Here is a 22,659-nt window from a genome sequence, read left to right on the forward strand (position 1 = left end):
CACAATAAAAAAACCACCCGAAGATGGCATTTTATTTTGATTCTTCCTTCTCCACTGTCCCCATCAAATAAGCCGTCAAAGCATCATCATCAAATTCCTGATCATCATTGGCAGCCCGTTTTTCAGCGCCTTCATGTAGCATAAGATCAACAAGCTCAATATTTTTGATGCCTTTCGATACCAAGAACGAATGATGCAACCGAGCAAGCTCCTGTTCTACTCTTCGACCGATGTTAAGGCTTCCGTATTTTCGGATGTAGACTGCCCAAATTTTGATTTCGTTGAACGAGAGTTCTTGGACTTCTTCGATGCTTTTGCCTGTTGCAATGGCGATTTCACAGAGGAGCTCGGTTTCTTCTGTGAGGTCGATGTCTTTCCCAATGAGTTTACATTGACAATCTCATTCCAGATTGCCTCTGCCAAATCATGACTAAAGGTTTGACGTACCTGATCTTCTGTAAATTGAAGATTACCTTCTTCATCACAAATTGAAGCCGCCAAAATTCCTGCTAAAGCTTCTTTCTGTTCACCAAAAGCCCGTAATTTTGCTACGGTGGTGTGATATGAATACGGCTTGATGAATGTACTAAATTCAGCATCTTCACCATTAAATTTGATCGGAACCGTGACAGGTTGTGGCTTGGAAATTAATGCCCCTGCTTTGATTTGAGCAATATCAATCTTTTTCATGGTTTTGTCCTAAAAAGAAAGCCCCAATCAAGGGGCTAAAGGTTTGATCTTAGGTTGTCTTAGGAATAAATGTAGTAGCGCTTGAGCGCTGCATGGTCACGGAACAATTGACCAAGGTATCCGCATCAAATTTCCACACTGGGGTAGTAAATGACGCTGTATATTGCCACCACGTCCGATCTGTTGGGAGAGCATCTAATACACCACCCGTAACTGTTGGGACGGATTCTGAATCCGTCCCCCCCTGAATAATGGTTAATTCCTTTTTATTTGTTGCCCACTGAACAATCTGCAAGTGGCTTGCATTTTCTGTGTCAATGTCAAACCCTAGCGAACCATCACCAGGATCGGATAGACCAGGAAGATAGGTTTTAGTTTCCTCGTCATCTAGACAGGTTGTTTCGATTTTCCCTGCCGAATCTGAACCAGGATCAAATGTTTTTAAGCAGACAAGACGGATCAAGCTTGTACCGTCAAATGCCCACCAACGAGAACCCTGAACTTTTAATTTTGCCATGAGAAATCACTCCTAATCAGGCATAAAAAAAGCGCCCATTCGGACGCATAACTAAAAAATTTAAACTATCGATTTACATGCCAACTCACATCAAAACTGTAATGCGGCATACCTGTCACTGGGTCCCGATCCTGATTGCCATAGCGAGTGACATAACACTCTGTCTCAATCGCATTTCGCACTGCTTTAGCAACATCACTGACCACATCATCATCCGTAGCATAGACATCAATCTGAACATCGACACGGTCACAACTTGGAGCCATGTCCAAATTGTTATACGGGTCACCACCGACAATCTGCCAAGTCACATACGGCGGCTGTGGATTATCAGGAGCAAGCCCGAAACTATACGCACGTAAAATGCCATTACTCTCAAGCAAGTCTGTCACGGCGATATTGGCTTTGAGTATCGGAAAAATAGGCAAATCGATCATGATCAGCCTCCTAAAACAATATTGATTTCAGCAGAAAACACCTGCACAAACTTGTCGGTAATCTGCCCCACATTTTTAGATAATGCAGGACGCATAAACGGTTGCGCTGCAATTTCACTGGTACCAAACTCGATATAACGCCAGTAGGTGGTAATGCCACCCGGTAAACCTGATAACGCAGTTTTATCTGTGTATTTGTTCTGCGCTGCACCACCACGGATGCCAACACGCATAATGATTTCATCAGAATTACGGGTTTTACCTGTTTGGGTGACAATGTTTTTCCAAATCTTCTCTTTGGTAATCGGGTCATCCAGCGCTTTGGCATTTGCTCGAGCAGCATCACGGGCAATATTCATGGCTTGCCGTGCCGACTTTCGTGCAATTCGTTTAATGGTACTTTTCTTGCCAATGGCACGAAGTTTCTGCTGTAACTGCTCTAAACCTTGAATACGTGCCATAAGTCCCTCACGGATTCCACGCCTTTTCCCCTGTGGCAAGGTTCAAGGTCAAGTATTCACGGCGACTGTCAGGATCCGCCATCGGGTTACCATCAATACGGTAGTAATAACCCTCAAACTTTACCCGCATCGAGGAGGTAATCTGCTTGGCGGTTTGGCTATATCGAATCTTTGCCCGTGCCTGAATGGTACTTTGCGCTGCCTTGGCTGCAATCTGGTCTTTGGTTGATAGGTCTGTGACCTCTGCCCAAACAGTAGCAAGGTCTTTCCACTGACTGATTTGCTTGCCTGTTTTCGGGTCTTGCCCTGTCACGTTTTCTTGTTGAATGGTGATGCGGTGTTTTAAGTTGGATGCTTTCATCAATCACCTCAAACCACTGTCGGACTACGAAATGGAAAAAGTAAAGCCCGAACAGGTGGCGGCAAGTAATTGCCATCACTGGGCATATCCCCTTCAATATTGCGGTACTGGTCGTAATAACCACACAATAGCAAAACTGCCTGTGTCAATTGTGCGGGATAGCTCACAACACCCGTGTTGACATCTGCTTCAAATGTATCTGTCACATAAGAAAAAACCGCAGATTCTGCGGCTTGTCGGTAGGCATCCAAAAGGTCATTTTGATCATCCGAGTCATAGCGTAAATGCTGTTTGACCAGTTCCAAGGTAGTAATTGCCATTATTTTGCTCCTTTTACGCACAACTTGAATGATTCATGGCTGAATTCACCCTGATGATCTTTTTCACAGTGCCAAAGTGAACCTTTAAACGTTACAAAACTGCCTTTTTTATAGGTTTTTTCATCTGAAAATACGCCCTGATACAAACTTTCAAAGGACTTATTGGCATCAGACTGTGGTGCTGGCGTATTGGATGACCCTGTACTAAATGGATCATCTTTGGCATCACGTTTGGCCAATGCTTCCAGTGAGAAATTTTGCTGTTGAATCAGTGGAGAATCACCACCTTTAACGGGCAAATAACCCAGTTTTTGCCGCGCTTCATTGGGTGAAAAGATTCCTGCGCCAATCCCTTCCTTGTAATAAGCAATCTTGCTCGATGAGTCCATGCGAATCAGCACATCTAAATCAAGAAAGGCTTCGACACCCAAATCCACCAAGCCCAAACCATCATCTAGCAGGTTTTCACGTGCCTCGATATACACCTGCAAACAATCTGAATAATAGATTTCATTCAGATCAGAAACCTTGGTTGCGCCCTGCACATCAGTAATGCCAATTTTAAAAGGTGGGACATTGAAAGCGGTACAGACAATCCGAGCTGACATATTCAACTGCTCAACCAATTGGCTGTCAGTAGCTTTCATCCCAATACTGGTATATTTCGCCCCATCAGACAGTAGCCCAGTTTTACCTACATTGGCACCACCATAGTTGGTGTCCCATTTGGTTTTAATATCTTGGGCTTTATCTTTATCGACTGCACCAGGTACTTCAATCACGCCACCCGGTCTTGAGCCATTCAGAAAGAAATTTTTAGAATTGCGTAAAATCGAGATGCCCTGCTCCGAAGCCAAAGCACATGCCATGATCGGGGTTAAACCAATCAATGGGTGATACAGCGCATTAATACGGTCATGGATAATTTCAGAGGCAGGGATAATCACATTTTCAGTTTGTGTCAGCCGATCAGTGCTCAACTGGTAAAATACATTACCGTGATCATCCACCAAGGTGGTGACCAAATCAGGGTTGAGAATTACAAGGCGATAAATTTCACCAAAGGCATCTTTCACCTTGAATACATAAGTATTGCCACGCAAAAGTAAGCTTTGTGTCCACTGCTCATTAAATTGTTGCCAATTCTGGTAATGATTGGGCTTTTTAAAGACACGAACAAGCTGTTTTGGGGTCAACGCATCAACCAAAACACCCTGCTGTTTCTTCTTTAGTACAATCGGCATCTTGCCAATATCTTTGGAAATCAGCCCAATACAAGCAAATACAGCATAAAATGCGGTCATGTCTTCACGGGTAATTTCCTTATTTTGTTGCCAAGCGCCTGAGAATGGCTCTTGCACAAAAAAACTGTTCCAAGTTCCTGCATTTCGGGCAGTTTGGTAGCTTTTTCGTTTGAATAACTTCTCAAAAATGCCCATGTCTACCGCCTTTATTTACTTGGGATTTGTTCTTTTTCCACTTTAGAAGATGCTTTTTTAGGTTCATCACATGCCTTTGCAACCCCTGTTTTAACCAAAACATTGGCGGCAAAATCCTCAACATCTTTGACATCACCCACATTGGCATCATGCATCGTCTTTAAATACTCAATTTTCATCGCTGCTCCCATAGCTCAACAATCAATTTTCATTGCTCAGATATGAAAACAGCCCCAAATCAGGAGCTGTTATTCATCAATTTACATGGCTTAGTACTGAATATAAGCACTGGCAATCGCACGGCGTTTTGCCCAAGTGATGAACTTTTCAACACGGATGGCAAACTCATTGTTCTGCCATAAGTTGTAAGTGGTTGTACCATCCACCAAGGTCGCCTGGTCGCTGTAGGACACATCCACACCGCCATCTTGAGCAACTAGAATCTCACTCATTTTCACAAGCTCAATTTTGGTACCCACTGCTTGAGAGGTAATCACAGGAATACCCAACAAGCTACGGGCTGCACCTGAAAACGACATGCCAGTAAAGTAGGTATTTCCTAAAGCATCACGCAGCAAAGCCAATTGCATGGCACGGGTTTCAGACATTAGGAAATAGGCATTGTCTGTTGATAGGTTGGCTTCCACAAAAGTTGTGATTAGGGTCATTAAGTCCTTTTCATAGTCTGCTGCCGTTGTGCCTGAACTTGGTACAGCAGTAACACCATTTAAAATACCTGCTGGAATGACATCCGTGCCCGCATCTGCACCCAAGAATGTGCTATCGACCAGTTCAGCCGATGCAGCAATCAAATCATCCAAAACCAATTGATCAATCGCAGGGTCTGCACGGCGCAATAGCTCTTGGGTATAGACCGTAATCGCAGCAAGTTTATGCTCTTTGATTTCCACACTATCAAAAGTCGGGTTGGTGAGTGGTTTAGGCTGAGATTCACCTACCCATGCAGCCGTACCGCCTGTTTTCTGACCTTTGATTTTTACGTTAAAAGGCACTGAACGATAGCCCTTCAATTTGTCAAACACAGTGGCATTGCGCAGCAGTTCGATAAAGTCCCCTGTATAAGTATTGGTTTCAACCAATGGCGCACCAAAGCCTGTATCTGTTGTGGTTCCTAGTGTTGCCTTTTCCACAAATTGAACCACACTTTCCCCATAACCCAAATTTTTAGCTGCTTGTACAGCCGTCACTGCGTTACCTTTCTTCACTTCATGGGCTGACAACATTTTTGCACGGACAAACTGAGCAAAACCAATACCTTTCGGCAAGGTTTCAATCACCGTGGCAGGTGCAGCAGGGTTTGGATCACCTTCAGCAGATTTTTTGGCTTGCTGAGGATTTTCACCTGCAACAGGTGTTGCGGTTTTGGCGGCTTGCTCAGCTTGTTTAATCATGTCTTGCACACGATCAATATTTTTTTGAATTGTGGCAATTTCAGCATCAATTGCCTCAATCTGCTTCTCTTCATCATCATTTGGTGTTTGACCACCATCAAGTGCTTTAGTCACAATGACCTGTTTTTCTGCCTGCTTGGCAGCCAAAGCATCGAGAAGCTGTTTTAAATACTTATTCATAGTTTCACTCCGCCCTTCGTTGGGCTTGCTAATTTGACAACAACATGTTTTTGTTCAGATGCATCGCCATCTGGAACGTTCTGAGGTTTTTTGCCCAACGCGGCTTGATGTTCCTCAAATGCTTTGGAGAAATCTGCTTCGGATTCACGGTTGCAAGGGATTGTGACCAGTGACAGTTCATACCATTCCCACTTGTTAAACTGCACTCCACCGCCTTTGATCATTTCCGCTTCATCCCAATTCGGGATAAAACCAACCGATAGCCCTTTCACCAGTTTGTATTTCAGGGATTGAAAGGCTTTATCGACTTCCCGTTTTAAGTCGCCTTCTTCCTGAATCTCTGGAATGTGTATTTCGACTTCAATGCCTGCATCCGTGACTTTGGCACTGGTGACATGACCAACAGACTTGGTTGGGTCATGATGAAAAAGCAACGGCATGGGTAAGGAAAATGACGCACCTTTCGAGACCATAACGTCCTTTACACGGTCCTGATTCGGTGTGCTGGCAATCCCGCTAAATGTGCGTTTGGTTTCATCAAAATTCTTCATTTCAAAGTCAAACGTTTTATGTAGAGCAGACATGGCTCCTCCAAAAATAAAAAAGCCCGCAAATGCGAGCTGTACAAACTGGATCAATTAAAAAAAGTAAACGTTATAGTCTTTCTTGGCGGGTTCAGGATTCATGCTCATCAGTGCCGTGGCATTCAGGGATGCAATCAGTGGGTCAATCTTAGCAACACCACTTTCCTGCTTACTGACCATAATCCCGTTGCCTTTCATCACAATTTTAGCATTGCCTGCCACCCAAGCCATCAATCCCAAACCTTGATGCCAAAGTTCACACCCCGCAAGTTTGCGCTCAAGGGTCTGCAAATAACCTGCAAGCTTATAACCTTGAGGAATGCCAATGATTTGCTCCTGAGGAATACCCACATCAAGCAAACCATCCAATAAGCCACCAAGCATTAGCGGATCTAGTCCAACTTTATCGAGCTTTCCACTGTCATAAACTTGCTTGGCAATTGCGGCTAACTCGCTAATGTCATCTCCGACATTTTCATAAATGGTCAGGCTTCCTTCTTTGACAAAATCAAGCAGCTTGGGCGCTTCTGATTTACGGCGCTCAAGTACAATCTGATGACACCAGGCATGATTGTAGAGCAGCCATTCCCGTGTCTCTTTATGCCGTCCCAATACTGCAAAACCCAGCAAGTCATCCAAGCCGCCACCATCACCGCCAATTTCAAGCACATCTGATTGTTGAATAATGTCTTCGAGTGAGAGCTTCCGTGCCTGTTGTAACCAGAACTCGGCACCTGCCCAACGATTGGCACGTAGGTTCAGCCCAATTTCAATGTTTAAATGCTTAGCCAGAAAATCTCGAAGTGACTCCTCACCTGCATCTTTAACCTTGTTGAACTCCGAAATCAGGTACTCAAGGTCAACCGAAGCACCCAAATTTGGATTGGTGATGTAGATATTTTCAGGTTTTAAATGCTCACCATCTTCAATGAGCTGTTTTGGAAACTCGTAGATCAGTGGTAAAAATGCCTTGTCCTCTTTGATGCCATCCCTAACATCACGGGCATAGTCCAAAAGCTGCTTGAATACTCCGCATGGCATCTCATCTGACATGGTCGACAGATAAATTACACATCCCTCTGGGCGACTGGCCAAACCACCTTTGGCTTCACGAAACATCGATTCAGCATTGGCACGTTTACCAAACAGCCAAACCTCATCAATCAATATGATGGAGGCTTTCTTACCTGCAGCCGCATTACTTTCTGCTGCAATCACTTTCAGTGTTGCACCCGTACCGAGATGCGTCACCGTCTTGGTATGTTCAGAGATATTAATCATTGCGCTGAGTTCTTCATCAGCACGAATAAAATCGCGGATCGGGTTAAAGCTGTTGTCTGCGACTTCCTTGGTCGGTGCAAGGATGATCAACTCTGCTGAAAGCCGATCATTCAAAAGCAAAGCAACCAGCATCACACCTGCAGCAATCGTAGACTTGGTATTCTTCTTCGAAATCAGAAGAAAGAACTCACGAATCAAACGGCGTTTTGTACTCGGGTTATATGCTCCAAAAATCGCCCGTACAAACTCAATCACCCATGGCAATGTGACATCGCCCATCTTCGGGCTATCCATCACATCCACAAGAATCAGTTCTTTAAAAATCCGTTCTGCAACGTCTGCCACCTGAGGAAAGAGTGGCTCACATGGCATTAAAGATTGTTTATTGACGATACGTGTTGCCCAATCTGGGCAAGCTGTCGTCCAGATTGGTGACATTGAAGACATGTTTTAACTCGGTAGCTGACTATTCAGAGTGCCAAATTTCCCAGAAGTACTGGCTTTCTTGGCTTCCTCTTCCTTGGTTTGTTTCTTGCCTTTCTCGGCAACTTTCCCATGCTTGTACGGCAAAGCAGCCTTGGCAGCATTGAAACGTAAAAACATGTCGTTGCCCGCGTTGTTCATCACCTCAATCAAAAATTCTAAAGGGTCATCTTTTGAATACGGGTCATCAGGTGGGTCATCCCAATCCTGTTCTTCACTATTCGAGTTAACTTCTTTAACTTTTTTAACTTCGGTTTTAGTTAAAGAGCGACCGTCTTTGTCAGCCTTTAACTTCTCTATATAGACAATAATTTCGGGATGTTTTTTTAATTTTGCGCCTTGTTGCGCTGCTGATTTTTCTGGATAACCTGCTGAAATTGCAGCGTCTTTATTACTCGCACCATCAGCAATGGCTTGAGCAAATTTTTTCATTTTCTCATTGATAGCCATTGCTCGACCTTTAACTAAGTTAACTGTTTTTTAACTTTTTAACTCTGAGGAGTTAACTCTCAAAAAAGTTAACTCCGCTGAAACGGGAATTTTTTTTATACGTGAGGTGGGTGGTGGTGTCCGTTGCTTAAAGTTTTTGAACTTTTTAGCTCCCCCCATCCACGGCGATAAGCTCTTTTTTCAATCATAGCCTGCTCTCCTTCTGTGTCTTCTTCTTATGGCATTCAACACATAGAGATTGCAGATTGGATTCGTCATCCGTTCCACCTTGGGCAACATTGATGATGTGGTCTAGCTCAAGCTCAGTGGTTACCCGACCACAGCACTGGCATGCCCATTCATCCCGCAGATGTATCTTGTCCTTGAGTCTACGCCATGGTCTGCCACCACGACCAGTTCCCCAATTCTTCTTGGGTTCAGTCTGTTGACAGCGTATCTCTAGCCTTGGCTTAAGTGTCTGTAGTTTCACTACTAACCACCTTTAAGTCTTCAATGATTGCATCAATCTGTTGTTGATTGGTTGGGTAGACTTCAATGATTGCTTTCCATGCTGCACCCTTCTCAGCAACCAAAGTAACTTTATGGACATGCTCTAATCGCGAACCATCATCTAATAAAACTTTAGTTCCTTGTGCTGCATGTGCATTTGTATTTGTACATTTAGATGTAGGAACAATCGAAACTACTTTAGCCATTAGTCATCATCCAAGTTACGTGATTGTGGTTCATCCTCATCGCCAACGATCTCATCGAGCAGCATGCGGATCTGTGCGGTTTGGTCACTGTTGATTTGAATGAGTTGGTTGTTCTGTTGAATCAGTTGATTGGTTTGATCGGTCAACAGATTGTTTTGTTGGACTAACTGGTTGTTCTGCTGTACCAGTTGTAAGACGATTGATTGCAAGTTGCAGTCGTTGTTTGCTGTAGTCATACATAGCCTTTAGTTTTTGACGGCGTTCTTCACAGCCTTTACAGGACATAGACACCTCGGAATAAAAAAGAAAAACCGCACTAACTTTTGCAAGCAGTGCGGTTTTGTGTGCCGTAATCCGTTCGGCTATGGAGAATAAAAAACCACCCGAAGGCTAGGCTTTTATATGATAATTATTTTAATTCATACAATGAAGATTTTTCACACTCTATATAATCAAGATTCATTTTTTTCAAAAATTCTTTTGTCATTTCATAAAACCAAATTGGTGCATCAGGTGCAACATATATTTTTTCAATTAAATCTCTAAGGTTAATATCTACATTAACACCAGAACTACTCATATTCTCTAAATCTTTCAAACTCATACTTTCAATTTTACTTTTTTCTGAAGGGTGACAAGGTGGGAATAAAAGATTACTTTTTAAATATAATAGTCTAATTTCATTCTCATGCTTAAAGCTCAATCTTTTTGTGCATAATGGACTTACTGGTTGAATAAAATTATATTTTTCAGGAAAGCTGTTTACATCATTATAATCAACATATTCAATTTTTTTAACACAAAAAAAACCATCTGCACGAAGTGATTTCAATGGTTTTACAGCTTTAATTAAATTACCAAGTGTTGTTTTTATTGCAATAGCTTCATTTGTTTGAGCATAAAGCCTCCACATTGCAGCGGATTCATATTTATTACTATGCCAGCAATTTGCATAGGCAAAATAAACTAATTTTTTTTCAGCATCATTTTCTTTCTCATCAATAGCTTGGATCTCATCTGTTTTTTTGCTATACCCTAAATAGTTTGAGAGAGTTTGTACATATTGCTGCTGTTTTTTTTTCGAAACATTACTTATATGCCCTTCATATATATCTTCAAATTTCCTTAAAGGGCTTAAGTATATTTTTTCATTTAAGACAAGATCAACAAATTTTGAGAAATCCATATAACGCCAAAGGCTTATATTCAAATCAAGATCATCTACATTCATTTTTAGTAAAATATCATATAATGTGATTCACTTATTATAAGAAAAAAGCCCACCAATGGCGAGCTTTGAAAATATAGCTGTGATCTTCATTTACACTTCGACCACTATAACGCAAAAATATCATTTGCCTTGTACAGGGTCAAGTTTTGAATATTTAATGAGCTATTTTCAAACCTAAAGCATTTATAACTTTGGCAATAGTTTCATACCTCTTGCGCAAGCCAGAGTCCCCACAGCTTGAATAAACGCCTCTGGATCCTCTAAAATTTGAAATTTATTGCCATCCAAGTCCAGTTGCAATTTGAACAGCTCCAATAGCAGAAGCTAGAAATAAAAAGATTGCTGGTATCTCAATAGCGACAAGTAGTCTAATACCTTGCCAAAAAATAACCTTGTCGTATTTCCATGCTAAATAGACACGTTTAAATAAGTTAATCAAAGTTTGTTTTAAGGTATCTTTTTTATCCATTTGAATATCTAAAGCTTGTATTCTTCGATCTAATTCATCATTCAATGGTTTAATAAACTGCATAAAACTGCAAAAGCACCAAAAAATAAAAAAACAAATTATTGCTATAGAAAGGATCCCGAAGACAAACCATTGATATGTCAAAATTGGTAGTTGTGAAGCTCTATAAAGCAATAGTAGACATATTGATCCTAAAACAGATTGAGCAACTAAATTACTCATAAATACTGAAAATGCCTTTTGACCATCTTCACTTAAAATATACATAAGAGCACCTAAAAATCATTAATTTTCATAAAGTTAAAGTTGTTATGTTTGCAAACATGCTGGTAAAGATAATGCTTATTTTTCGACAAAACAATATGCTTAATATTTGATTTTTAATAATATTAATACGATTTTATAACTGATTTTTTACATTAGTTCTGCTTAAATACAGTTAAATAGCGCCAACTTTTCCGAGTCGGCGCTTTTTTTGTTTACAATTCTTTCTGTATTTTTTATTACGCATACAGATAAATTTTGATTGGTATCCATAATTTCTCATTATAAGTTTTGGTTTAATACGCAACAAACCCATACCGACAATGCAACACCGCCAACCCGCACTTTACATCCTGTCTTGCATCCGCCTGTGTCCGTTCAGGCGTAACCATTTCCGACCACGACAAACCCCGAAAATAACGGTCAACAATTGCATCCATCCAGTCATCCATAATTTCACTGCGTCCCATTAAGTCAAGGACTAAACGCTGTACGGCGCGGGCTTCATTGTCCTCAATCTGACAGGTCACTTTAGATTTTCTTTTACGAAATGGCTCAACGTCACTGGTGAAGTAACTGGCAATAATCTCTTGCTGCTGTTTCTTACTAAGCTGCTTTAAACGGCGCTTCTTTTCTGCCTGCACCATCGCTGAAGCAATCGGGTTGCTGTACGAGCCTTTCGGTGCACCTGTAAAACTTTCCTGATCTAGCCAAGCCCCAAACTGATAAAGCCACCCCTCCAAATCAAAACGTGTCCAGTCTACGGCTTGCATAATATTGATTGCTGTATTCATATAAAGTCCTTATGCCCCATAGCGTTTAAGTACAGTGTTATCTTTGGCAAAACGGCGAAACACCAACATGGCAGCATCTCGGGCATGCTCATTGGTGCGACCTGTCCAGCCTGTGAGTTTTTTAAAAGTATCTGCTTTCGATTTGGTCATATTGCTTTTGGGGTGTATCAGTTTGTAGGCAATCTCATTTTCCTTGCAGAAGTCCTCCCAGATCTGTGCATCACGTTTGACCGAACCCACGCCCTGCGCTTTTTCCCGTCCACCTGTAAACCATGTGCGTAAGCGCGGATCTTCGATAAAAACGTGTACAGAGTCTTGGCCATGTTCTTTAAGAAGTTCTTTCACTTGTTCCATTGCTTGTGTAATGCTCAGGCTTTCCACCAAAATCAGCTCTCCACCGTGTCCTTGGTCAATGGCGACTGCAAAGCCTGTGTTTACCCCTGTATCAACCCCAATCAAAATTTTATGCTTCATCATAAAAACCCCAACACATGATTGACGCTGTAACTTGATGCGCCTAAAACAAGACAGAAAATGATCAGGAGAATCATAAAAACCAAGAAATCTTTTGGACTCATGCAAGTACCCCCTCAAATCCCACCTGTGCCAGATACGGTGCAAGTTTTTTGCGTTGTTCAGGATTGCTCAGTTTTGCTGCTATGCGCGCCGTAAGCTGCTCGTAGCTTTCCCCTGCTTCGGCAAACTTGCTCGATACTTCGGGATGGTGTGCCAGTTTCTGGGCGAACAGGTTGATTTGTTTTTCAGAGAGCTTTTTCGGTTTTGCTGTCTGCGCCGTTGGGTTTTGCGATGTCGGTTGTTGCGCTCGGCTTTGGTATTTCAAACGTGCGTTCAGCAACCAGTCTGCAAAGTGGTAATGCATCAGGTCATCACACAGGTTCTTGTCGGAGTTGTAGCGTTCAAATGCGTTTTGCTCTCGTTTGAACCAGTTGGCGGTTTTGATCTGCTCGATGGTTTCTGCATCGGTGATCAAACCAAGTTCTTCTCCAAGTTTTTTCAAACACAACCACGTTTTTTTATTTTTAGATTCTACTGGTAGATTCTTTGGTAGATTCTGTGTCCCATTGTTGGGACTATTCAAAGTACCACTGTTGGGACTATTCAACATCCCATTGTTGGAATCATTCCACTGTTGGGACTGTTCCATTGATGGGACTGTTTCAGGTGCTTTTTGGCTGTTGAATGGTTCCGTTGTTGGTACTGTTTCCCGACCTGTTACGCCAAGCAATTTGTAGACTTTGACACGTTTGGTCACGCCTTTGCGTTCGCCTGTATCTCGTATCAGGTGATCCGCCAGTAATTCTGAAATAATTTTCAAGATGGTTTTGCGGTCTAGCCCTGTATCCTGTTCCAGTCGTTGCATGCTTGGGTAACAGGTATGGTCTTCGCCTGCCCGATCTGCCAGTGATAGCAGCACCAGTTTTTTAAGCGGTTTTAGGCTGCCGCCTTTACGGTCGGGAAATTTAATCCGCCATGCCCAGTTGGTTGCATCTAGACTCATTGCTCACCTGCCTTGGGCTTGATGTAACTGCCCATCATTTCGATTTTGTCTGCATTGAGCAGGCTTTTTTCGATGTCATTGACTAGCGCCCACTGAATGCGAAAACGGCGCTGGAGTTGTTCTTTAAATTTTTGGCGTGGTACGGCGGCATTGGCGACGTTATAGCGCCGTTGGCGTAAGTTGTGCTGTGCTTCTGCCAGTAGTTCGTTCAACACGCGGAGTGCGGGTTCGTACCATGTCTGGATCGCCTGACGTTGTTTTTGCGCGGTCAGGCTGTGTGGGTTTAGTTTTTCTCTATACATGCCTGCACCTGTGTAGCGAGTGTGCCAAGTAGCACATGGAGTTCGTGGATAACTTTGCTCATGTCGAGGGCTTCGCCGTGGGTAATGCGTCCGTCTGCCATCATGTCGTGGAAGGTTTGTGCGACATTGCCCTTTTGAATGGCGATGCGTACAAAGGTGTCCATAAGGCTATGGTCACGCTGACTTTCGGGTATGTCGGGCAGATCTATGGCGGCTTTGCCATGTTCGGCGCAAAGGGTTTGCAATATGCGGTAGTCCCCTGTCAGTGCCATAAGTTTTGAAGCCTCGAGCAATGTCAGGTGGTGGGTTTCCGTATTTGGGTTGACCTTGCTGTTCAGTACGGCGGGGCTTTTGATGCCTAGGCGTGGGGCTAAGGCAGATGCGCCGCCGTGGTGGTCGTGTACGGTTGCGTATGCGGCATCTAGGATGTTCATGGTGGTGTCCTTTGAACGTGTTTGTAAGATTGATGCCTACTAAGCTGATGATGTGACCCTAGCTAATGGCACCTGACCTTTAGACAAATCACGAATCTGATACTCACGCGCTAAAGGAATACTCTCCTCAGACCACTGACTAATTGCTTGTGTACTAATTCCCAATTTCTCGGCTAATTCGGTGACATTGCATTCCAAAAGATTCAATGCTTCTGATTTAGTCATGAATTTTACTCTTAAAGGTAACTTTTCTTACCTTTATTAAAACACATAAAACTTACCTTATCAAATGGTAAGCTTTCTTACGAACTAATAGAGCTAAATCTATGGAAACATTAGGTATTCGTCTTAAAACCCACCGAAAAGCAAAAAAGCTTACTCAACAACAAGTTGCTGATGCTATTGGGGTTTCTAAAACATCAGTTATCTATTGGGAAAAAGATGAAAACTTACCCAAATATGACAGCTTGACTGCTTTAGGAAAGGTTTTAGGAGTTACAGCCGAATATTTATTGCATGGCAAAGGTGAAGCAAATTTAGATGTAAATGTAACTGATCAATTCCCGATTGCTGGGCGTTTAGTGCCAGTGATCTCATGGGTACAAGCAGGTACATGGACAACCATGGACAGCGCTCCAACAGGAACACAGTTTGATGAATGGTTACCACCAAATCCCAAATGCGGAAAGCATGGCTATGGCTTGGTGGTGGTTGGTGAGTCGATGCTTCCTGACTTCCGACCAAACGACAAAATTTATGTAAACCCTGACTTTCAGCTCAGTGATTTAAAAACTGGCGACCTTGTTATTGTTGTTTGTGACAATGAAGTGGAAGCTACGTTTAAAAAGCTGATTGTTGAAAGTAATGGGATGGTTTTAAAACCCTTAAACCCTGACTGGCACGAAAAAATGATGGACTTAAAAGAAGGCTGTCGTTTGGTTGGAAAAGTCGTGGGTTTATATAGGGATGTATAAATAAAAAAACCCTGCAACTTCTTTAAGGGGAGAACAATGGTTGAAACTGCATCAACAGCAAAAATTGCTGAAAACAAATCTAAAGAAATGCTAAGTTTTTTCAAATGGAAAACCTATCCTGAACTTTTAGAAAATCGTGATTATCTTTGTCAGGATATAGAAAGACATTTTCTTGAAACAGACTATGATAAACACCCCCTAGATATGGTTTTTTCTTATATTCATCCATATACAGGTAAAACTATATTCTTTTACAGTGACTTAAAAAGTTATACCGCAGCAAGTATTAGCCCATCAAGGTTACGAGAAACATTAAACTCTCTAGGAAAATCAATAGCATGTGCTAGAGATAATGAGCAATGGAGAATAGATTTTTCTGATCCTGAATATTTAGGTGAAGTTCGAGGTTTACTTTTTTTACTAAATCATGATGGTGACTATTCATCTGATGTATTATCAAAATTGAATGTAGTTGCTAAATTTGAGAAAGAAATACATAGAAATACTAGTTCAGTTATTAGCGTTGAAAATCTTCATATTGATGCGGGTCAATTCGTACATATGATGGATCCAACAGTTATTGTTTATATGCAAACAATTCGTGAAGATATAAAGAGACTTAGAGGATCATCAAAGTTCCCAATGGGAAGTAAAAATTATTATTTCTTTTATCCGAATTTAGAAATTCATAGAACCCAAGGTGAAGAAGTTAATTTTCCAGCAACAATTGAAACTCTATGCGGTCCATATCTGATTATTGGAAATTATTTAACTGAGCAACAAGATCCTGAAGATTCAGATAAAACTATAAAATTTCCGCCAAGTTTTATTGTTTACTATCGACTAAGTGGTGAAACTCAAGATGAGTTCTTATTTTTGATTGATCAACTAGCAAGATTTCAAATGTTCAACAATAAGAAATTAATTAATGTACGGCAAATACATTTGAATCCTCATCAGAATGCAGAAGTAAATTTTAACAATGCTCTTCAAGAATATAATCGGATCTGGAGCGTGAATGGTTTAGATCCAATAGGTCAAAATCAATTAACATTTAATCAAATTCCTAACTTAGAAAAAAAATTTTTATCAGCTCCTCTTAATGGCGCGAGACATTTATAATGAACTATTCAAGATATTCCTATATTAATCCTAATGCTATTGATCTTTTTGGAACTCTAAATAGAAACCGAGCATTGACTCAATCAGAAGTTTCCTACCTATTTGCAAAAAGAGGTATTATTTTTGGAAAAGATACTCCTCGGGATCTTTTAGCAAGAGAATTTTCTTCTTATTTTCATAGCAGTTATGACTATCTTTTAATAGAAGCTGCTTTAGCAATAGATCGTAAAAAAACTTCAGCTAGTGGCTTTTCGTTAGATGGAGTAAAAAGTTTAACTAACCGACAAATAGTTACTAAATTAGATCAACTAGAAGATAGTTTAAAAAGAAGTATTCAAAAAGACCAAGATGAAGTGAACATTGATACTGTTACATATAAAAGGAATGGAATTAGTTCAAGACAAATTGATTTAAAATATTCAGTTTATGATTTTACAAAAAATGCATTTAATCGACGAGATCGACGTGAAGCTAGTATTTTTATAAAACCACTAGATCACTCAGAATCAATATATATTGAATTTCCAAATATTAAAGAAATTAACTATATCGTTGAAACTCAAATCTTACCCTCTTTAATGAATAACTTTCCAGGTAGTCAAAAAACAAAAGTTGAATTAAAAGGTATAACAAATTTAGAACATAGGAAGTTTTTCTTTAATAAATTAATTAGAGGAATTGAAGATTTTGAATATGATACTGTAATTGATATTTTCGTAACAAAGAGTGAAGATCCTGAAGACAATGAAAAAAAATCCCCTATAACTTCTGTTGCTTCTATTCGTAAAGCCTCATTTAGTGGACAAGGCTTGATGGATGTTCCTGAACTAGATAATCTTTTGACTAAAGGGTTTCATATATACCGCGTCATTTGGCAAAGTGAGTCTTCAGAAGGTGAAACCTTTGTTTTTGAGGCAAAATTCTCTAATCCTGATGAGTGTCTTGGATTTGCCTATCTTCTTAAAGGACGGAAATCTGATGATAAAATTGAACAATGCTCTTTAACAGAAACACTTAGATTAAATAGAGAGATATATTTTTCTGCTGTTCGTAGTCTTAAAGCTACTAAAGAATTAGGAGAAAGTCATGAATAGAATTTACCTTTACAAAATAAAAACTGGAAAAACAATTGCATCTCTATATGACTCATTTGTTAAATATAGTTTAGAAAATTCGAAATTTACTTTCGCAATTGAGACTTTTAACACTGATATTTTGGAGGTTAGATCCTTTGAAAAAATAAAAAATAGAGTTAATTTCACTTCTCCAGATGGCAAAAAAAATGTAATCGAATATGAAACATACCAAACCATTCTCTTTTCTATCTTTACACATGAAAATGCATCTTATCTAGCATTACATAATCCACCAAGATCCGTAAGAAGTTTTTTTAATGTGTTATCAGTTATTGGCGGCATAAACTACACAATTGAAGAAGTAGCATTAAGATTATCAAAAATCTCTGAATATTTTAATCAAAATTATCATTGCCTGATAAATTTTGTTGAATTTGATAAAGTAAGTTTAAACTCAAAAGCTTATGCTAATATAGAAGTATACTCTGCTGAAAATGCTTTAGATGATTTCCAAGTCCTTATACAAAAAAATGATTTAGACTTAAATAAAATATCTATAGTAATAAAAAGTATTATCTCTGAAACTTCTATAACTTTAAATAAAAAAGGTCTCATTCAAGTAAAATCTTATAACTTGGAATTTTCATTAAGCGGTAATGAAATTTTTAAATACATCAAAGAAATACTTTCTATAAATACCAATTAATAATAGAAATTTAGCTAAAGCACCTATAATCCTAATTGTGAATATTTAATCCATGTATGAAATTCAAAAAGTAAGTTTAATTAACTATTGACAATAAAAGTAAGTTAACTTACCTTTATCTCACTACCAATAAAAAAGCCCCTTCACTTTGGACGGAGACGGGGCTTTGCATATAGCGAGATAAGTATGAAACAAAAACACATTCCGAGTCAAATGCCCGCAACCTCCGCACGACTCTACCAACACCCCACCCCACAAGAACAACGCCCAAACCGCCTAAAAGTGGTACTGGCCAACACCAAAGACTTTGCCCTGTTTGCCAGTATCGGTACGCTGTGCTATGCAGTCATTACAGGAGTGGTGTATATGCTTGGAGGTGCGGTATGACCTGTCTTATCAAAGTGTCCGAATTTATAAAACGTGTCTACGGCGAACACGGTTCAACACCACCGACACCGCAGACCATCACCCGTTCATGCCGCCGTGGTGAACTTCCTGCATCACAAAAAGGTAAACTCTGGTACATCGACTGGGACATCTACCAAAAACAAACAGGTGACAACCTCGTCGACAAAGTCCTTAGAGGCTAAAACATGGCTCGACCACGCAAACGAGGCAACAAGGACATGCCTGCCAACCTGTATCGGGGAGATGGCAACACATGGCGCTATCGCCACCCCGTAACAGGCAAATTCCACGCTATGGGCATCGACAAAGCCAAAGCCGTGGCTGCTGCAAGAAAACTCAATGACCTACTCACACCCGAAGTTGACCTTGTGTCCAAAGTTTCGGGCAACGTCAAATTCGTTGAGTTTTCCGAGCAGTGGTTTCAAAACAAACGGCGCAAAGACGGCAAACCGATTTCCAAAAACACCAAAGACCTCTATCGCTTCTACCTCACACTCTGTCAGGAGAAGTGGAAAGACCTCAGCCTAGACGCAATTACCCTGCTCATGGTCAACCAGCACTTGGACAGTCTCAGCGTTGTGCCAAGTAACCAGACCCGTTCTATTTTGACCGAGATCTTTGACCTTGCCATGAGTAAAGGACTTTGCCCTGACAACCCCGCCCGACTCACGCAACGCAAATACCCCAACAAGATCAGAAAACGTCACACGCTTGAGGGATTGCAAAAAATTCGTGATGCGGCTGAACCGTGGCTGAAAAATGCAATTGACCTTGCGCTACTCACCACTCAACGGCGCATCGACATTATCAACATGAAATGGTCAGACATACACGATGGCTACTTGCACGTTGCACAGCAGAAAACCACGGACGATCCAGAGGACGCTTTTGAAATTTCGGAAGGTGCAGGTTATGTCCGCATCAAGATAGATGCCGAACTACAAAAAGTTTTAGATCGCTGTAAAGACGACATCGACAGTCCGTTTATTGTCCACCGTACCCCACAGCGTAAAAAGCGTGATGGTATCGACGGCGAAAAACTGCACTGGACGCAAATCGACAAACAGTACATTACCCGTAACTTTAGCAAACTGGCACTGAGTACAAATGCCTATCCCGAATATACAGGCAAGCAGATTCCAAGCTTCCACGAAATTCGGGCACTGGCGATTTTTCTACACAAAAAAGCAGGACGAAGTGCTCAGGCACTTGCGGGACACAGCTCAAGCAAAATGACAGAACATTATGCCGCTGGACATGAAATTATCTGGAACGATGTCGACATTGGAATTGCACTGCCATTTGCCGAAATGACATAAAAAACGGCTGCAAAACCCTATCGTAAGTCATTGTTTTCTATAACTTCAAAAAGTGCTATTTTTCCATCGAAATTTAGAAAAATAGCACCCCTTTCTATTTAAAAATCAATAACTTGTTAAATATCAAACACTTAACATACTATTAAGTGTTTCAACCACATTCTTTGACTTCACTTGTGCTTTGAGTGCCAACAATGCCTGTTGTACTTCTGAACGCTGTGGCTCAGCCAAAGTGTACCAGCGTGACAATACTTGTAGCATACGAGAACCCACAATCGGATTTTTCTCATCTAAATACTGTGCAAGCTCAATAAAGTGCTGTATACCAAAACTCCATGTATTCACAGGATTGGCATTCAAACCACCACTGACTGCACGAATACGGTTTGGTGTTCCCAAATCATAATCAGGATGTGAAGTTAAATACTGAATGGTTTCTTCAGTTGCTTTTGGATGTGCTGCTTGCAACATAAACCACTGATCCAATGCCAACGGCTCATCATTGAAACGATTATAGAAATCATCCAGACATACTTTAGCTTGTGGTGCATCATTCCAGACCAACACTTTCAACGCACCTAAGCGTTCAGACATATTGTATGTTGTTTGATACTGCTGTTCAGCCCATGCAAATGTATCTGCATCACCCTGACGTGCCATATAGCTCAGTGCAATATTTTTTAATGCACGCTCACCCATCGCTTGTGAAAACTCATTTTGTAATTCAGGGTCAAGCGATTGGTAGGTTTCTTTCCAGAAAGTTCCCATTTCATTCGCCAAGTCATTCAATAAAGCATTTCGTTTTTGTTGAATCACTTGTGGCTGATAATCTTGATCAATACGGCTACCCAAATAACCCTCAGCAGGCACATCCAGTAAACGCGAAGCCAGTAATGGATCTTTTTGTACCAGTTCAGGCAGGGTATTTTTCAGCGCTTGAATATAAGCTTGAGCAGAATGATCTTCCAGTAAAATACGCTCAAGCAGTGTTTGAGTTGCTTGCCATTGGTTAAAACCATTGGTTTCATGCTGAATTAAAAATGCCAATTCATCATTTGAATAGTTAAAGTCTAAATTGACAGGTGCAGAGAAATTACGCAGCAATGACACCACAGGTTGTTCAGTTACCCCTGTAAATTCAATGGTTGCCTGATCTTGATCAAACAGATACACACCATCTTTCACTTCATTCACAAACAAATCTGGTGAATGCAAGGTGTATTGTTCACCTGTTTTGGCATTAAACAATGCTAAAGCAACAGGAATAGGTACGGCTTTCAAGTTTGGATATTTAGCATGCGCTTTTAAACTTTGCTTGAAGCTGACGCGATAAGTCTGAGCCGCAGCATCATACTCACCTTTTGCTTCGAGTTTTGGTGTGCCTGGTTGATTGTACCAGTTTAAAAATGCTGATAAATCGACACCCGAACCTGCTGAAAGTGCAGCTACCCAGTCTTCTACGGTAACCGCTTGACCATCGTGACGGCTGAAATATTCATCTGTCCCCTGACGGTATTTTTCTTTACCAAGCAAAGTTGACATCATGCGGTTAATTTCCGCACCTTTTTCATAAACCGTTGCGGTATAGAAGTTGTTGATTTCAACAAAATGATCAGGACGTGGTGGATGTGAAAGTGGGCCTGCATCTTCAGGGTATTGATGTGACTTGAGCACAGCAACATCATCAATACGCTGTACCGCAGCCGATTGTAAATCTTCCGAGAAAGACTGATCACGAAATACCGTTAAACCTTCTTTCAAACAGAGCTGGAACCAGTCACGGCAAGTAATACGGTTGCCTGTCCAGTTATGGAAATATTCATGTGCAATGACTGACTGCACACGCATAATCGCGGCATCGGTGGTGTATTCTTCATCGGCAAGCACGCAGGACGTATTAAAGATATTTAAACCTTTGTTCTCCATTGCACCCATATTGAATTGGCTGACTGCCACAATCATATAATTGTTGAGATCGTAAGCGCGACCATAATGTTCTTCATCCCAACGCATGGAATGTTTTAGGGCTTCCATCGCAATGTGACATTTTGGAATATCTTTTTCAATCGCATAAATTTCTAAAGCAACATCATTACCTTCTGAAGTGACATAACGATCTTTCAATACAGCCAAATTACCAATCACACAAGCAAACAGATAACTTGGTTTTTTGGTTGGATCTTGCCAAATCGCATAATGACGACCTTCGCCTGCTTCACCTGTTTCCAGCAAGTTACCATTGGCGAGTAATACAGGATATTTTTTATCGGCTTCAACGCGCGTGGTAAAGACTGACAAGACATCAGGACGGTCAGGATAAAAGGTAATTTTACGGAAACCTTCTGGCTCGTTTTGCGTAACGAATAAATCACCAGCCTGATACAAGCCTTCTAACATGGTATTGCTTTCAGGGTGAATAATCACTTGGGTTTGAATAATTGCCTGATCAGGCACATTGGAAAGTACCAACTGCTCAGCATCAAGCTGATATTCAGCTTCGGATAGCAAATCACCATTTAAGCGAATGCTTTTCAGTTCAAGATCACGACCAAGCAGAATCAGATCACCCGCTGTTTGACGTTGTACATTTAAGGTTGCATCGACAACTGTATGATCAGCATAAACCTGAATATTAAGATCTACCGAATCCACTAAAAAGCTTGGCTTTTGGTAATCTTTTAAATAAACGGTTTGATCGGCTTCTACCACTGGATTTGCTGCAATATTCATA

Annotated in this window: 32 protein-coding genes; 7 read left to right on the forward strand and 25 right to left on the reverse strand. The window is 40.9% G+C overall.

What is annotated here, in order from left to right; translation table 11 throughout:
- Positions 1-31: 31 nt before the first annotated feature.
- From C1A47_RS17625 to C1A47_RS01235, 24 genes are all read right to left on the reverse strand, one after another.
- A complete protein-coding gene (locus C1A47_RS17625; RefSeq protein WP_162625905.1) occupies positions 32-199 on the reverse strand; it encodes a hypothetical protein in 168 nt (55 codons plus the stop codon).
- 17 nt (positions 200-216) lie between these two features.
- The gene (locus tag C1A47_RS01125; RefSeq protein WP_111891584.1) at positions 217-690 is read right to left on the reverse strand and encodes a phage tail assembly chaperone family protein, TAC; all 474 of its coding nucleotides are present in this window, start codon (positions 688-690) and stop codon (positions 217-219) included.
- Positions 691-739: 49 nt separating this feature from the next.
- Positions 740-1,207 carry a phage tail tube protein gene (locus tag C1A47_RS01130; protein WP_111891586.1) on the reverse strand — a complete coding sequence of 156 codons (468 nt, stop codon included), beginning with the start codon at positions 1,205-1,207 and terminating at the stop codon, positions 740-742.
- 65 nt (positions 1,208-1,272) lie between these two features.
- Entirely contained in the window at positions 1,273-1,644 is a 372-nt protein-coding gene (locus C1A47_RS01135; RefSeq protein ID WP_111891588.1) for a tail completion protein gp17, read from the reverse strand.
- A gap of 2 nt (positions 1,645-1,646) precedes the next feature.
- Complete coding sequence (locus C1A47_RS01140; protein ID WP_111891590.1) at positions 1,647-2,105, reverse strand: HK97-gp10 family putative phage morphogenesis protein; 459 nt, start codon at positions 2,103-2,105, stop codon at positions 1,647-1,649.
- A gap of 7 nt (positions 2,106-2,112) precedes the next feature.
- Positions 2,113-2,466 (reverse strand): phage head closure protein, encoded by a 354-nt coding sequence (locus C1A47_RS01145; protein WP_111891592.1) that lies wholly within the window; start codon positions 2,464-2,466, stop codon positions 2,113-2,115.
- 8 nt (positions 2,467-2,474) lie between these two features.
- Complete coding sequence (locus C1A47_RS01150) at positions 2,475-2,786, reverse strand: head-tail connector protein (RefSeq protein ID WP_111891594.1); 312 nt, start codon at positions 2,784-2,786, stop codon at positions 2,475-2,477.
- Positions 2,786-4,225: a phage portal protein gene (locus C1A47_RS01155; RefSeq protein WP_111891596.1), complete on the reverse strand. Its 1,440-nt coding sequence runs from the start codon at positions 4,223-4,225 to the stop codon at positions 2,786-2,788. The genes C1A47_RS01150 and C1A47_RS01155 overlap by 1 nt, the downstream gene beginning before the upstream one ends.
- Before the next feature lie 11 nt (positions 4,226-4,236).
- Positions 4,237-4,404, reverse strand: a complete 168-nt coding sequence (locus C1A47_RS17710; RefSeq protein WP_171294313.1) for a hypothetical protein — start codon at positions 4,402-4,404, stop codon at positions 4,237-4,239.
- A gap of 90 nt (positions 4,405-4,494) precedes the next feature.
- Complete coding sequence (locus C1A47_RS01165) at positions 4,495-5,817, reverse strand: phage major capsid protein (RefSeq protein WP_111891600.1); 1,323 nt, start codon at positions 5,815-5,817, stop codon at positions 4,495-4,497.
- Positions 5,814-6,401 carry an HK97 family phage prohead protease gene (locus C1A47_RS01170; RefSeq protein WP_111891602.1) on the reverse strand — a complete coding sequence of 196 codons (588 nt, stop codon included), beginning with the start codon at positions 6,399-6,401 and terminating at the stop codon, positions 5,814-5,816. Before C1A47_RS01170 ends, C1A47_RS01165 begins: the two co-directional genes overlap by 4 nt.
- A gap of 54 nt (positions 6,402-6,455) precedes the next feature.
- Positions 6,456-8,129: a terminase large subunit gene (locus C1A47_RS01175; protein WP_111891604.1), complete on the reverse strand. Its 1,674-nt coding sequence runs from the start codon at positions 8,127-8,129 to the stop codon at positions 6,456-6,458.
- A 3-nt stretch (positions 8,130-8,132) separates the two neighbouring features.
- Positions 8,133-8,615, reverse strand: coding sequence for a terminase small subunit (locus tag C1A47_RS01180; protein ID WP_111891606.1), 483 nt, complete (start codon positions 8,613-8,615; stop codon positions 8,133-8,135).
- Positions 8,616-8,799: 184 nt separating this feature from the next.
- Entirely contained in the window at positions 8,800-9,084 is a 285-nt protein-coding gene (locus C1A47_RS01185) for an HNH endonuclease (protein ID WP_111891608.1), read from the reverse strand.
- Positions 9,065-9,310 (reverse strand): hypothetical protein, encoded by a 246-nt coding sequence (locus tag C1A47_RS01190; RefSeq protein WP_111891610.1) that lies wholly within the window; start codon positions 9,308-9,310, stop codon positions 9,065-9,067. Before C1A47_RS01190 ends, C1A47_RS01185 begins: the two co-directional genes overlap by 20 nt.
- A complete protein-coding gene (locus tag C1A47_RS01195; protein ID WP_111891612.1) occupies positions 9,310-9,546 on the reverse strand; it encodes a hypothetical protein in 237 nt (78 codons plus the stop codon). Before C1A47_RS01195 ends, C1A47_RS01190 begins: the two co-directional genes overlap by 1 nt.
- A gap of 173 nt (positions 9,547-9,719) precedes the next feature.
- A complete protein-coding gene (locus tag C1A47_RS01200; protein ID WP_111891614.1) occupies positions 9,720-10,541 on the reverse strand; it encodes a DUF2971 domain-containing protein in 822 nt (273 codons plus the stop codon).
- Positions 10,542-10,815: 274 nt separating this feature from the next.
- Positions 10,816-11,277, reverse strand: coding sequence for a hypothetical protein (locus C1A47_RS01205; protein ID WP_111891616.1), 462 nt, complete (start codon positions 11,275-11,277; stop codon positions 10,816-10,818).
- 293 nt (positions 11,278-11,570) lie between these two features.
- Positions 11,571-12,068: a hypothetical protein gene (locus C1A47_RS01210; protein ID WP_111891618.1), complete on the reverse strand. Its 498-nt coding sequence runs from the start codon at positions 12,066-12,068 to the stop codon at positions 11,571-11,573.
- Positions 12,069-12,077: 9 nt separating this feature from the next.
- Positions 12,078-12,545 (reverse strand): hypothetical protein, encoded by a 468-nt coding sequence (locus C1A47_RS01215; protein WP_227539712.1) that lies wholly within the window; start codon positions 12,543-12,545, stop codon positions 12,078-12,080.
- Between the two features lie 97 nt (positions 12,546-12,642).
- Complete coding sequence (locus tag C1A47_RS01220; RefSeq protein WP_111891620.1) at positions 12,643-13,587, reverse strand: helix-turn-helix domain-containing protein; 945 nt, start codon at positions 13,585-13,587, stop codon at positions 12,643-12,645.
- Positions 13,584-13,889, reverse strand: coding sequence for a hypothetical protein (locus C1A47_RS01225; RefSeq protein WP_111891622.1), 306 nt, complete (start codon positions 13,887-13,889; stop codon positions 13,584-13,586). The genes C1A47_RS01220 and C1A47_RS01225 overlap by 4 nt, the downstream gene beginning before the upstream one ends.
- Positions 13,871-14,323: a phage regulatory CII family protein gene (locus C1A47_RS01230; protein ID WP_004901041.1), complete on the reverse strand. Its 453-nt coding sequence runs from the start codon at positions 14,321-14,323 to the stop codon at positions 13,871-13,873. Before C1A47_RS01230 ends, C1A47_RS01225 begins: the two co-directional genes overlap by 19 nt.
- A 39-nt stretch (positions 14,324-14,362) precedes the next feature.
- Entirely contained in the window at positions 14,363-14,548 is a 186-nt protein-coding gene (locus C1A47_RS01235) for a Cro/CI family transcriptional regulator (RefSeq protein ID WP_111891624.1), read from the reverse strand.
- Positions 14,549-14,649: 101 nt separating this feature from the next.
- Here C1A47_RS01235 and C1A47_RS01240 point away from each other — a divergent pair, with 101 nt between their 5' ends.
- From C1A47_RS01240 to C1A47_RS01270, 7 genes are all read left to right on the forward strand, one after another.
- The gene (locus tag C1A47_RS01240) at positions 14,650-15,297 is read left to right on the forward strand and encodes a LexA family protein (protein ID WP_111891626.1); all 648 of its coding nucleotides are present in this window, start codon (positions 14,650-14,652) and stop codon (positions 15,295-15,297) included.
- A gap of 36 nt (positions 15,298-15,333) precedes the next feature.
- On the forward strand, positions 15,334-16,419 hold the full coding sequence (locus tag C1A47_RS01245; RefSeq protein ID WP_111891628.1) for a hypothetical protein: 1,086 nt from the start codon (positions 15,334-15,336) through the stop codon (positions 16,417-16,419).
- Positions 16,419-17,513, forward strand: a complete 1,095-nt coding sequence (locus C1A47_RS01250; RefSeq protein ID WP_111891630.1) for a hypothetical protein — start codon at positions 16,419-16,421, stop codon at positions 17,511-17,513. Before C1A47_RS01245 ends, C1A47_RS01250 begins: the two co-directional genes overlap by 1 nt.
- On the forward strand, positions 17,506-18,201 hold the full coding sequence (locus tag C1A47_RS01255) for a hypothetical protein (protein ID WP_111891632.1): 696 nt from the start codon (positions 17,506-17,508) through the stop codon (positions 18,199-18,201). The genes C1A47_RS01250 and C1A47_RS01255 overlap by 8 nt, the downstream gene beginning before the upstream one ends.
- A gap of 186 nt (positions 18,202-18,387) precedes the next feature.
- The gene (locus C1A47_RS01260) at positions 18,388-18,588 is read left to right on the forward strand and encodes a hypothetical protein (protein WP_045794082.1); all 201 of its coding nucleotides are present in this window, start codon (positions 18,388-18,390) and stop codon (positions 18,586-18,588) included.
- Positions 18,585-18,791, forward strand: coding sequence for a hypothetical protein (locus C1A47_RS01265; RefSeq protein ID WP_045794083.1), 207 nt, complete (start codon positions 18,585-18,587; stop codon positions 18,789-18,791). The genes C1A47_RS01260 and C1A47_RS01265 overlap by 4 nt, the downstream gene beginning before the upstream one ends.
- A gap of 3 nt (positions 18,792-18,794) precedes the next feature.
- Positions 18,795-19,928 carry a phage integrase Arm DNA-binding domain-containing protein gene (locus C1A47_RS01270; RefSeq protein ID WP_111891634.1) on the forward strand — a complete coding sequence of 378 codons (1,134 nt, stop codon included), beginning with the start codon at positions 18,795-18,797 and terminating at the stop codon, positions 19,926-19,928.
- A gap of 123 nt (positions 19,929-20,051) precedes the next feature.
- Here C1A47_RS01270 and pepN read toward each other — a convergent pair whose 3' ends face one another.
- Positions 20,052-22,658: an aminopeptidase N gene (gene pepN, locus C1A47_RS01275; RefSeq protein WP_111891636.1), complete on the reverse strand. Its 2,607-nt coding sequence runs from the start codon at positions 22,656-22,658 to the stop codon at positions 20,052-20,054.
- Between the last annotated feature and the right edge of the window lies 1 nt (position 22,659).

The sequence above is a fragment of the Acinetobacter sp. MB5 genome (assembly GCF_003261585.1).
In the GTDB taxonomy this organism is placed as follows: domain Bacteria; phylum Pseudomonadota; class Gammaproteobacteria; order Pseudomonadales; family Moraxellaceae; genus Acinetobacter.